Source organism: Nocardioides imazamoxiresistens (assembly GCF_032378595.1).
Lineage (GTDB): Bacteria > Actinomycetota > Actinomycetes > Propionibacteriales > Nocardioidaceae > Nocardioides > Nocardioides imazamoxiresistens.
This window is the reverse complement of sequence record NZ_JAVYII010000008.1, coordinates 174,249-186,282: the sequence shown is the minus strand read 5'-3', so window position 1 is coordinate 186,282 and position 12,034 is coordinate 174,249. Positions and strand designations below refer to the sequence as shown.

9 protein-coding genes are annotated in these 12,034 nt (G+C 66.5%); 3 read left to right on the top strand and 6 right to left on the bottom strand.

What is annotated here, in order from left to right; all coding sequences use genetic code 11:
* Positions 1-76: 76 nt before the first annotated feature.
* On the bottom strand, positions 77-493 hold the full coding sequence (locus RDV89_RS17420) for a hypothetical protein (protein WP_315735066.1): 417 nt from the start codon (positions 491-493) through the stop codon (positions 77-79).
* Positions 494-644: 151 nt separating this feature from the next.
* Between RDV89_RS17420 and RDV89_RS17415 the strand changes: the two genes are divergently transcribed.
* Positions 645-1,858, top strand: a protein-coding gene (locus RDV89_RS17415; protein ID WP_315735064.1) for an IS3 family transposase whose coding sequence is annotated in 2 segments (ribosomal slippage) — positions 645-929 and positions 932-1,858 — 1,212 coding nt in all. Because the reading frame shifts where the segments join, the coding sequence is not laid out codon by codon here.
* On the opposite strand, the gene RDV89_RS17410 is transcribed toward RDV89_RS17415, so the two are convergent.
* The 4 genes from RDV89_RS17410 to RDV89_RS17395 form a co-directional block, all read right to left on the bottom strand.
* Complete coding sequence (locus RDV89_RS17410) at positions 1,830-2,168, bottom strand: SIR2 family protein (RefSeq protein WP_315735063.1); 339 nt, start codon at positions 2,166-2,168, stop codon at positions 1,830-1,832. The two genes, RDV89_RS17415 and RDV89_RS17410, sit on opposite strands and share 29 nt — an antisense overlap.
* 483 nt (positions 2,169-2,651) lie before the next feature.
* Positions 2,652-6,131 carry a hypothetical protein gene (locus tag RDV89_RS17405; RefSeq protein ID WP_315735061.1) on the bottom strand — a complete coding sequence of 1,160 codons (3,480 nt, stop codon included), beginning with the start codon at positions 6,129-6,131 and terminating at the stop codon, positions 2,652-2,654.
* A 755-nt stretch (positions 6,132-6,886) separates the two neighbouring features.
* A complete protein-coding gene (locus RDV89_RS17400) occupies positions 6,887-7,219 on the bottom strand; it encodes a hypothetical protein (protein ID WP_315735059.1) in 333 nt (110 codons plus the stop codon).
* A gap of 195 nt (positions 7,220-7,414) precedes the next feature.
* Complete coding sequence (locus tag RDV89_RS17395) at positions 7,415-8,548, bottom strand: DUF4192 domain-containing protein (RefSeq protein ID WP_315735057.1); 1,134 nt, start codon at positions 8,546-8,548, stop codon at positions 7,415-7,417.
* A gap of 197 nt (positions 8,549-8,745) precedes the next feature.
* Here RDV89_RS17395 and RDV89_RS17390 point away from each other — a divergent pair, with 197 nt between their 5' ends.
* Positions 8,746-8,946, top strand: coding sequence for a helix-turn-helix transcriptional regulator (locus RDV89_RS17390; protein WP_315735055.1), 201 nt, complete (start codon positions 8,746-8,748; stop codon positions 8,944-8,946).
* Positions 8,947-8,955: 9 nt separating this feature from the next.
* Here RDV89_RS17390 and RDV89_RS17385 read toward each other — a convergent pair whose 3' ends face one another.
* Complete coding sequence (locus RDV89_RS17385) at positions 8,956-10,215, bottom strand: DUF8462 domain-containing protein (protein WP_315735053.1); 1,260 nt, start codon at positions 10,213-10,215, stop codon at positions 8,956-8,958.
* 216 nt (positions 10,216-10,431) lie between these two features.
* On the opposite strand from RDV89_RS17385, the gene RDV89_RS17380 reads away from it, so the two are divergent.
* A complete protein-coding gene (locus RDV89_RS17380; protein WP_315735051.1) occupies positions 10,432-11,850 on the top strand; it encodes a tyrosine-type recombinase/integrase in 1,419 nt (472 codons plus the stop codon).
* Positions 11,851-12,034: the final 184 nt, after the last annotated feature.

Genomic DNA, 12,034 nt, shown 5'->3' with positions numbered 1-12,034 from the left:
AAAGAACCTGCCCAACGCACCGCGACACACCCGTCAGGGCGCAGGCCCGAATCAGGGACACGCGAGGGCTGAACCGTCAGTCCGGTTCGATCGGAGGCCCTGCGCCGTACACGGTCCTTCCAGTCTGGAGCCTCACCCACGACCTCATTCTGGAGGGGTGGACACCGCGCTGAGCGCACTCAGCCAGGATGCCTTCGGCCTGCATGAGGAAGGTCGCGCTCGCATGAGGTTCGAGCCTGTGAGGCAGTGGCGTAGAACCAGGCTCGGTGCGGATCGGAACGAGGTTTCCCTGGTTCGGGAACTCGAACCCGAAGCCGGCAATCGTGACCGCAGAGCCTCCGCGGTTGATGGCCTCGACGGAAACGCACCAATCTCCGAGCCTCGTGTCGTAGGCAGCGAACGCGTTCGCCACCTCAACCTGCACCTTGGGCTTAGAGGGTCGAGAGAAGTAGATCGTTGCTCCAATTCCGGCGACTGCGCCAGCGATCCCCACAATGCCCCAGGCTGTACCCGCATCCACCAACGCATCTTGGCACGGACCGCGCTTCGCTCGCGGATTGGCCGGCCGCACAAACGGGTCTGCTGCACGGATAGGTGACATCTGATCTGTGGTGCCGAGGGGTGCCGCTGGAAGGATGTGCAGTGTGCCGAAGCCGTACCCCAAGGAGTTCCGCGACGACGTGGTTCGTGTCGCGAGGAACCGTGAGCCGGGCGTCCATCTCAAGCAGATCGCTGCCGACTTCGGCATCAGCGAGTCGTGCCTGACGAACTGGATGAAGACCGCCGACGTCGAGGACGGCGTGAAGCCTGGCACGACGGCAACTGAGAATGCCGAGTTGCGTGAGGCGAAGAAGCGGATCCGACTGCTGGAGCAGGAGAACGAGGTCCTCCGCCGGGCTGCTGCGTATCTGTCGCAGGCCAACCTGCCGGGAAAATGATGTACCCGCTCGTCCGCGAGCTGGCCGCCGAGGACGCCCCGTTGCGGGTGCCCGTGGCGGTGACGTGCCGGGTGCTCAAGATCGCTCGCCAGCCCTACTACCGCTGGCTCGCCGCGCCAGTGACCGCCCCCGAGCTCGAGGAGGCCTACCGCGCCAACGCCCTGTTCGACGCCCACCGCGACGACCCGGAGTTCGGCTACCGGTTTCTGGTCGATGAAGCGAAGGAGGCCGGGGAGGTGATGGCCGAGCGGACGGCGTGGCGGATCTGCTCGCAGCTGGGCTGGTGGTCGGTGTTCGGGAAGCCCAAGCGCGGCAAGGCCAACCAGAAGGGGAAGCCCGGCCCGCCGGTCCACGACGACCTCTGCGCGGTGGTCGACAAGCACGGCGTGATCCGTCACGAGTTCACCGACAAGGCGCCGAACGAGTTGTGGCTCTCGGACATCACAGAACACAAGACGGCCGAAGGGAAGCTCTACGTCTGCGCGGTCAAGGACGTCTACTCCAACCGGATCGTGGGCTACTCGATCGACTCCAGGATGAAGTCCCGGCTCGCGGTGGCGGCGCTCAACAACGCCGCCGCCAGGCGCGGCGATGTGGCCGGCTGCGTGGTTCACACGGACAGAGGATCGCAATTTCGAAGCAGGAGATTCGTGGCCGCACTCAACCGACACGGCATGGTCGGATCCATGGGCCGGGTCGGCGCGGCCGGCGACAACGCGGCCATGGAGAGCTTCTTCTCGCTGTTGCAGAAGAACGTCCTGAACCGACGTTCCTGGACCAGCCGCGAGGACCTTCGGATCGCGATCGTGACCTGGATCGAACGCACCTACCACCGGCGTCGTCGCCAGCCCGGTCTCGGACGATTGACCCCCATTGAGTTCGAGACCATCATCACCGCGCCAGCCACTCAGGCTGCGTGACCCAACCTGTCACCTGATCGTGCAGCAGACCCATGAGCAGGCCGTAGTCCTCCAGGATGCGTTCGAGGAGCCTTTTGGTGGCCGGGGCATAGCTGCCGAGCTCGTCCTCGGTGTTGAGCATCGAGTCAGGGTTCTTGTAGTCGCCGTGGAGATGGATGACGACGCAATCCAACTGGTGGAGCGGGCGCATCCCGTCGATCTCGGAGGGGTGGGTGATGACGGTCGGCTCGATGCCAGCCGCCCGGAGTGCCTGTTCGACAAGGCGGTCGAAGTTGAGAGTGATGATGACCTCGACTGCGCCGACGGCCACCAAGCGGGCGATGCCCGTGTGCGCTGCGGTCGGCTGTTTGATGCCGGCCTCGCGGTCGGCGTCACTGACCTCGAAGTAGCTCTCTTGAGGAGCGCCTGCCGGAGGGCCGCAGTCTTAGCGAGACGTTCGAGCACCCGGCTGTAGGTGGGTTCTTGGTGGCGAGTTCGTTCCCACAACTTGTCAGGCGCTTCCTCGCCGATGTTTTCACCGTCAGCGGCAGCCGCCTTCCGGCAGAGGTCGAGCAGAACGTCCCACGCGACGGGGATGCCAGAGGAGAACGAGGCGCCTGCGCCGATCAGGAGCGCATAGGCACCTGGGTTGGCGTGCAGGGAGAATGCAAGCGAAAGCAGCTCGTCGTCCATGCGGGAGTTCTGGTGTGCCATGATCAGAAACGCACCTACAAACACCGACGATTTCGTCGCACTTCGGGATCTCCAAGCGAAGTCACTACCTAACGAGCCGGACCTCCTCGACGTCCCGGGTTTAGGCGTGGCCCACTGTTTCCAACAGTTGGGGCAGGGAGACGAACGGGAACGGTCCGCTGACGAAAGCAGCAGGGACGGCTCTTCGGGTGACGAACATCGGCTTGATGACATACGGAGCCTCTGGCGGCGATGGTGGAAGGCCAAGCGCCTCGGCGACGGCCGCGGCATGCGCCTTCAGGTCCTCGTACTTCCGTTGAAGTTGAGTGGCGTACGCCGGCTTCTTCCCATCAACAAAGAAGCTGTCCAATGCTCGCCGAATCTCGGGGATTACAAACACATCGGCGGGGTCCTTGACTTCGAGCAGCCAGATGTTCGGGTCACCTGCTCTACCAGCTACCGCGTCAATCTCCGTCTGGAGTCGGGGGACGCTGAGCCGGTGAGCCTTGTTCTCCTTCACGTTCTCAATGACTGACCACCCATGCTGGCGCAACAAGGTTCCGACCTGACGTTCGAGCGCCTTGTTCCGACGATCGCGGAACCTCTCTAGCGCTTGGTCCACCTGTACGGGAGGCTGCGGCTGACTCCAAGGCAGTTGGCCTTGGTCGAGATAACGCTGGTAGACAGTGAGTGCGCCAAGGCAAAGGTGTGGGCCCACCACGAGTCGCCCATCTGACATTGTGGGCAGCGGCTGGATGAGGATGCGGCGCTTGCGGCTGCGCGCGTGCCACGGCTTCCAGTCTTCCGCAGACAAGTCGGCACTGGTGCTGGTCAGCAGCGTCACCGCCGCCTCAACCTTGGCCCTCCCCTCGGGGTCCTCTCCCAGAGTCGTGTACTCGAGAACGTGGTCGATGACCGCCTCGCGATCGACGGCAACTGCGTCGGGGTCGTCCTCACTGAGGGGCCAGTGGGCAAGCGCAAACAGGACCGACAACACATTCGTGCCGCTGGCCCCGTAGGCGTCGAGCATGGCGGCATCAACGTCCGCGTCTACTGGGCCTTCGCGGCCGCCGCCGTCTTGAGTTGAGGAGGCATTTGCCGCATCCGCACTGCCCGCGACGGCCACGGACTCAGCGGCCCCGTCCGTCGGGACAACATCGACCGCACTCACGTCTTCCACCGGGTTCTCAAGCTCCAGTAGATCTTCTTCGTCGGCCTCCTGGTCCGCGGACAGCAGTTCCGTCGCTCTCAGCTTTCGCAGCGCTTGTGCGTCGAAGTCGTAGACGCGGCCTCCGCCAGCGGCCGCCGGCGCGGCCTCCCCGGAGTCATCCCTCTTGGTAGAAAGCTCCCAAGACTCGCTTACGCGCAGCAGGGTCGGGCTGACCTGGTGGTGGACGCCTTCGCTGCGCATGGTGGCGGCTAGGTATGCGTGAGCAGCGGCCAGAACCTCGCCCCAGGCGATGGAGTCAACGGGCTTCGCACCATGAGCCGCAGACCGTAGCGAGGCCTCAATGGCTGTTTCACAGCACCTTCGAAGCAACAGGTACTTGGCTTCCAGTTCCTGGTATCTCTCGGCAGGGTCCCATTCGATTTGGAGCTTCGCCGCTGACTGTCGAACATCCCGAAGTGCCCGGTCCTTCCTGTTCAGGCAACGTTCCAGCTGCTCCATGCCGTAGCGAACCAGGTCATCCATGTTGTGCGCTGCCAGGGTGTCGTTCAGTTGGGCTAACGCGGCGGGCGCCAGCACATCGCGATCAAGGTCCTTCGCACGCCGCCCGGTGTAGTCACCGGGCTCGACCCCGGCAGCGCGAACCGCTTCGGCCACCCGGCGGTCCACTTGTGAGATGAGTGCCTCGTCCAGCTCCACTGGGCTCACGAGGTCATTCCGCACCGTAGGCGGACGCAGCACCTGTACGGCCAACATTGGGGGCGCCGCCCGCCAGGCGTCGCCGACCGACCGAGCCGCATCGGCCCCCAATCCAGCGGCACGCAAGACCTCCATGGCCGCCTCGGCCATTTCGTCACGCAGAACACTGGTGATGTCGGTGTGTTCGGCGTCGAACGCGTCTTGGTTGACCTCCAACGTGGAGTGAACCAGCGCACCGTCAGGGTGCTCTACGGACTCTGTCTCTGCCCACCGCAGGAAGCCCGCGTCACTTCCGAGGCGCTGGGGAGACAAGTCGATGAGATGGCCAACGATGCCTGTGCCGATGTGTGCTGTTTCCCAGGTATCGGCTACGGCTCGTAGTGCGAAGCCGAAGGCGCCAGACATGTCGTGAAGGACCTCGACAAAGTCTTGCTCCCAGTCAGGCCGGAGAGCCGACACTGCGACCGGTACGCCGGCAACGTGCACGGTCCAGGCTTCGAGGTCCGGCCGCTCGTGCCAAGCCTCCCGCTCTGCGCTTGCTGAGCTCACCTCACCGGGGCCAACCGCCGTCGCGAATCGATAGATTACCGGGGGGCTCTTGTCCTCATGGTCGATACCGACGACGTCACGCAGGCTTGGTAAGTCCAGGCGGGCCAACGCGGCCTCGAGTGACGTCAGTTCAGCAGCGCGGCGCCACTCTGCCTCACCTGCATGCGGTGTGAACGAAATGAATGAAGGTGCCTGCCCTCCGCTGAACACGCTCTTTCGGTTGGCACGCCACCACTCCCAGATGTTGATGGCCTCCCACCCGAAGAATGGAGGGAGGTCGGGTCGTGACATGTCCCGGCAGTAGGTGAAGAGGTCTGAAGTCGATTCTGCACTCCGAGCAGCCCACCGCAAGTCGTCGAGGGACATTCCAGGCAGTCTCGGCGCTTGGGGCGCCGCAACATGTCCTGGCGACCCGACTACGAGGAACGGGACCGCCACGGTATCTGGGTCCACTCGCAACTGACCGTTGGGCATCATTACAGCCACTGGAGACGACTCGCCTGCGGATAGCTTTCTCGCGACCCTGAGGGCCTCGGGTTCGTCTTTGAACGGAAGTTCGTTCAACCGAAGCCCAGAGACAACGTGCACTAGGACCACGTGCCGCGGGGTGGGGGCTGAGACCCACTGAACAACATTGCTGGCCGACACCACAGGCGCACCAGCTTCGTCATCGGGTCCGTAAAGGGGACCGAAGCGCCACAGCATCCGGCGCGTCTCGGCAGCGACTTCCTGGGCGAACTGGCCATTTGCGCCGGGCAGGTCCGCCGCCTCTGACGCAAGTTCGTTCACAGCGAAGCCGAGAATCTCCGGCAAGAACGCGGGTGGCAACCACCGGGACCGACCGTCTGCTGGCCGCACCCGCGCAAAACGCCCGAAGGGACTCTGCGGGTGCGAGGGCTCGTACGGCAAGTCCCCCGCATCGCAAGTCAGCCATTCGAGGGCCAGCCGGTGCTCGGTTGTGGATTCCAGTTGCGACGGCGTACCCATCTCGATGAGCCGCCGAGCAGCATCGACTTCGCCAGCGGCAACGACGACCGGCCCTTCACGCCCGATGTCACCGTTCTGCCAAGCGGACTCAAGTAGCCCGATCGCGATGTCCGTGTACCTGAGAACTACTTCGAGTACGTGTCGGACCCCGAAGCCCTTGTGCGGAATCAGGAACTGGTCAACGGCTCGTGCCACCATCAAGGAACGGTCCACATCGGCAACAGGCCGCTCGATGGACCCAGGAAATAGTCGCAACGTTCCCTGCCCGAGCCGTATCCGCACGACGTCTCGCGGGTCCGCTGGCACGAAGTCCTCCAGCCAACCCAAGCTGGGTTCATCCTCAACGCAATCGGCCAGTATCTGGTCGAGCTGGGCTGCCCCGACACGCCTCCCACCAGCGCGGTCGAATCGCGCCACTTGCGAAACCAGGTGTCCGACAGTCGCCCACCTATGGCGGGCGCCTGGGGAAGCGCCCGCAGCGGTAGCGAGCGCCCACAGGTCATCGCCGCGGTACCTTGCGAGTCGGCGGCGTAGAGCCGCTCTTTGCTGGCGTTGCTTCTTGCCCACGCTCGCTCCCTCCCGCGCTCGATGAATCGGAATGGACGTCGGGGGTCGGTCAGCGGTGCGTCGGAGACGCCGCCAGCAGGGACCGCCAGTCGGAGGCGGACCGGATCGCGGTCTCCGAACAGAGTGCGTACGCCCATCGCGGCTGGATGACTGGGGCTGCGCTCACGGCTCGGACCCAGTCGCCGGCGGCGTCCGCCTTCGCGACCACGACGTTGTTGGTCATTTCGCTGTCGGCCTTACCCTCGACGACCCAGTGGGTGCCGCCAGTGCGAGTTTCACGTCGGTCAGCACGGTTCAACTCTACGATCCGTGGCGCGCTTCTCTACCGCAATCAGGCCGCTTAGAGTTGCGTCTTTCCGCCGCGTATGCCACGCCGCCAGCCCGAGTCAGGCTAGGCGCTCGCCCGAGCTGCCAACGCTGCGGAGACGCCGAAGGATTGGCGGTTCCACTCCGGTGAGTTGGGCGGCCGTTGCTACGTTGACACGTTCCTCCACCAGACGCTGCAGAGCCTCAGCCGCCTGCGCCTCGGCGGTACCTGTCGCGGCGACGGCCTCCTCACGTGCCAACCAAGCCTCCTCGAAGTCGACGACTGCTGCGTCGATCCGCTCCTCCCGGTCGCGTTCACCACGGTCGAGATCGAGTCGACGCTGGCGTGCTGCTTCGAGCTTCTGCTGGCGAGTCCCTTGCCTGTGCACGACTGGCTTCCGGACATTGGTCACGTTTGCGCTCCGGGCACCTCATCGTGAATTACGTCGAGTAGTGGTCGAGATCGTTCGACCCCGCGGGCCCCAGCAAAGTCGTCCTCGACCGCGGTGTGGGCCACCACCCCCCTCCACGGAGGCAGTACCTGGTCGGCATCGTCGTACCGATTCTTTTCGTACTCGGGCACTCGTCTCTCCTCGATCATCGAGCGGTCAGATAGATGGGCCGGCGGGCGGCGGCCGGTCGTGACTGCCCGACGGCCTCGGGCCGGTTCCAGTGGCGGGTGGGTCAGGCGCCCACAGGGCGGGGCGTACGCGGCCTGCAGCCGACCGAGCATGAGCACCCGCACTGTCGGTGTTTTCAGCGAAGTACTGGCTACGTACGGCCTCCCAGGCCGCCGGCGGGAGCCCTGACTTCAAGATCCGCGCGGTCACCCGCGCGAGCCCGTGCTGCTCGTTGCCAGCCTCGATCGCGGTCCAGGCAAGCGCGCCGTTGCCACTGACCCACGCACTCAGGGCGACCAGCGCGAGCGGGTGGTCCCGTACGGGTTCGGGCGCACGACGAGCGAGGTCGGTCCAGAGCGCGACGTGGGCTCTCGAGTTGTCGCGGGTGAGTGCAGCCGAAGCGACGTCACGAAGCTTCGGATGACAGAGCGCCACCAGCATCCGCGTCGCGTCAACGTCCTTGATCGGCACGGTGGTCGCCTCGAAGCCGCTGATCGCCTCCGACATCCAGCGTCGCTCGTTCGCCAGCGCTCCGGCGCTCTCCAGGGTCTCGAACCGGCGCACCGCTGCACCCACGTGGCGGAGAATCCTGTCCTGGCGCGTTGGAACCACCTGCAGTGACGCTGCGAGGGCGGAGCGGTCCGCTCTGGGCTGAGGCTTGCCGGCGTACGCCCACTCTGCTGCGATCCGGGTGCGTGTCTCCTCCGGCAGAGGGCCTTCCCAGCCGCTCGCGAGGTCGACGATGCGATCACTGTCGGCGCGGACCGCGATCAGCGGCGTCACCCCCATGTCCACGTACGCCGCGACCAGCTGACCGGTCAGGGCAGCGGCGCGCTCATGGTCATCGGTGAAGTGGACGACCGCGATCCCGCCCCTTCCGTAGCCGTGCCGCCGGAAGGGGTCGGTGGCGATGTGCACGACTTCGGCGATCGCTTCTCGGTCGTGGGGATGGTCGATCCGCAACGTCGGACCGCTGCCGCCGACGCTCATCACCACCAGCGAGTCGCGCGGGTGGAACCCGAGCACGTGCGGCACCGCGGCCACCAGTTCCTCGCGGTTACGGAGGCGTACTTCCCCCGCCACGCCCGATCCGATGTCCGCCACAGAGTCGTCGTCGGTCACGCCGTTGCTCCTGCCCTCGAACCCCAACGGTGTGGGGATGCGATGGACAAGCCGATCCCGCGGCCCGCCGACTGACACGAGCGCCCGAACAGCGTCGTGGGTTGTCCCGATCGTCGACCTGCAGCTGCCACCCCGTGTCAGCCCACCACCGCCGAGAGCCGCTTGTCACTCACCCGCACCTCATCTGGGAGGACGACATGGCCGGCACCACCCACCTGACCGTCACCGACGTCTGCGACGAGCTCGGCGTCTCCCGCTCGACGTTCTACGACTGGCGGGCAGCCGGCAAAGCACCTCGCTGCATCAAGCTCCCCAACGGCGCACTGCGCATCCGCCGCTGCGACCTCGACGCCTGGATCGACACCTGCGACGAAGGAGCCGCCCGCGCGCTGGCCTGACTAGTCCGCCTATGCGTCCGTCCCTTGCGTGATCCCCGGTGGGCGGCGCCGGTCCAACGTCCCGCCGGTGCCGAGCCCTGCCATGTCACGGACGAAGGCCGCGAAGCCGGGCATCGTGAATCTCAGCCGACCGGTCCCGACCGCCTCCACGAGCCCCTTGTCGATCACGCCCTTGCGGGCGACGCTCCACTGCGGCGTCGTCCGCCCGAGCGCCTCGCTGATGTCACGCGAGAGGGCTACGCCGTCGGGGCCCTGCACGTGCGCGACCGCGGCCATCACCGCCTGCTCCGCGGGCGTGGCCTTGGTCCACCGACCACGGAACATCCCGACGGCCAGGCTCGCGCTCGCCTCGGCCAACGCCACGTCCACGACCGCTCCGCCGATCACCGCCCCACGGTCGGGACTCGCAGCGAGCCAGGCCTCGTCGCCGATCTTCTGGATCAGGTACGGCGACCCGCCCGCCGCCTCGACCACCCGGTCAGCCGCTGACGGGTCCCACGACACCCCCACCTGCAGCGCGGGCTCGAGCAGCGCCCGCTGTGCGGCATCGTTGCTGAGCCGGCCAAGGACCCGGAAGTCGAATCTCTCCGTGAACGACGCCGCAGCCGTCACCCGCTCCGGCGTCGACGGCAGACCCGCCGCGAACACCGCCAGCGGCGCGCCCGCACCGGTCGACAGAGCCGTCTGCAACGCGTTGGCCAACACGACGAGGTGATCGTGCTGCGCCTCCTGGAGCTCGTCGACCAGCAGCACCAAGCCCGTCCCGCCACCCGCGAGGACCGCCTGCGCACCTTCCACGAGCAACGCCGTGAGCACGTCGCGATCCTGAGCCGTCTCCCGACCCGCCCTCCCGCCCTCCGACCGCTCTCGGCCGACCCGGACGATCCCGGCACTGACCTCGATCGACAATGACTCCAACCGCGCCCGGATCCGCCGCCATCCCTCGACCAGCCGGCCTTCACGCTCGTACGGCGCCACCGCACCCGCCACCCGCGCAGCCACCAATCGGACGGTGTCCGACACCGAGTCGAACACCACCTCAGCAGTAGCGAACCCACGAGCCCGCGCGTCGTCGGCGATCGCCGCCAACGTCACCGTCTTGCCCATCCCGCGCGTCCCGATCAGCACCATCACCGACGGCGCCGCAGCACCCGCGTTCGCCGACCGAGACAAGCTCGCACCCGCTCGCGACAACTGCGCCTCCCGACCGACCATCACGACCGGGCGGGCGCCGAAACCCGGCACGTACGGGCTGTCGATCACGGACACACCTCGACTTCTAAGGCCGATTTATAAAGCGGGAGGTTTATAAGAACTTCTAAGGAACCCGGCCCCAGACTCGCCATCCCGGCTCCCTCGCGTCAAGCCCCACCGCTCAGCCCTGTGGATGGCCCTGACCTCATCCCCAGATCTACGCCGCGGGCTTGTCGCCGAGACAACCCCGGAGTTCCGTCCGACCCGACCACCACCTCGGGAGGACCTCCGATGACCGATACCTCACCATCGACGGCGGACGTGCGTATCTGGGACATCGAGACAATGAAGGGCGCCCGCACCACGAGGTACCGGGTGCGGTGGCGGACATCGTCGAAGCGCCACGTCCGAACGCTCGCGACCCGCAAACTCGCCGACACCTTCCGATCCTCCCTCGTCTCCGCGACGCGAGCGGGAACGCCGTTCGACATCACCAGCGGCCTTCCGGTCACGATGCTCGAGGCGATCGAGGCATCCGCACCTGCGATCACCTGGCTCGACCACGCGACCGCGTACGTCGACGCCAAGTGGACGACTGCCTCACCTCGACACCGCAAGGGAATTGCCGAGGCGCTCGCCAACGTCACGGTCGCGCTGAGTCCGCAGTCACCAGCTCGCCCCGACGCGCGCACCCTCCGCACAGTCCTCCGACACCACGCCTTCAACCCGTCAACACGTGAAGCCCCGCTCACGCCCGATGTTCAAGTGGCCCTCGACTGGCTGCGCGCCCACTCTCGCCCCGTGGCAGACCTCGCCGACCCGAAGGTCGCACGGCAGGCGCTAGAAGCGATCTCGACCACGCTCGACGGCCGTCCCGCACAGCCCTCCACAGTCGCCCGCAAGCGCGCCACGCTCACCAACGCCCTGCACTTCGCGGTCGAGCAAGGTCATCTGACGACGAATCCGCTCGACGGCATCCGGACGGCCCACCGTTTCCAGACGACGGTGGTCAGCCGCCAGGCCGTCGTGAACCCGCGGCAGGCACGCGTGCTGCTCGATGCAGTGCGGCACAACGATCCGGCGCACCATGCCTTCTTCGCCGTGCTCTACTACGCCGGGCTCCGCCCCGCCGAAGCTCGCGCACTCACCGTCTCCGACTGCACCCTGCCCACCAGCGGATGGGGCAAGGCCGACCTCAGGGGGTCGCGACAGAGCTCCGGCGCCGCCTGGACCGACGACGGCGCGGCCGAGGAGCAGCGATCGCTGAAGCACCGTGCCGACTCTGAGGTTCGCACGGTGCCGCTGCACCCCGATCTCGTCGCGATCCTCCGCGCACACCTCGCTAAGTTCGAGACAGGCGTCGACGGCCTCCTCTTCGTCACACGCACAGGCAAGGCCGGCAGGCCGCTGCCACCGCCCTACGCCAACGCCGTGTCCATGAAGTCGATCTACCGAGCATGGTCGGCAGCCCGACAAGAAGCGCTCAGCCCGCGTGAGTACGACAGCGCGCTGGCCAAGCGGCCCTACGACCTACGGCACGCATGCCTCTCGACCTGGCTCAACGCAGGTGTCCCGGCGGCACAGGTCGCCGAGTGGGCCGGCCACAGCACCCAGGTGCTGCTCCGCGTCTACGCGAAGTGCATCGACGGCGGCGCGGAGAGCGCCATGCGTCGCATCGAGGAATCGATGATCGACTCCGACGAGGCCTGAAACCGTCTCTGAGCAGCATTCGCGGCTGGACCCAGCTGGCCTCAAGCGGGCGAAACTCGTACACGCATCGTACACAGATGCCCGTATCCAACCGCTCAGAACGGCCTCCAGCCGACGCCACCCGGACACCACGCAGAACGGCCCCTGCCCTGCGTCTCCGCAGGTCAGGGGCCGTTTCCCAAGG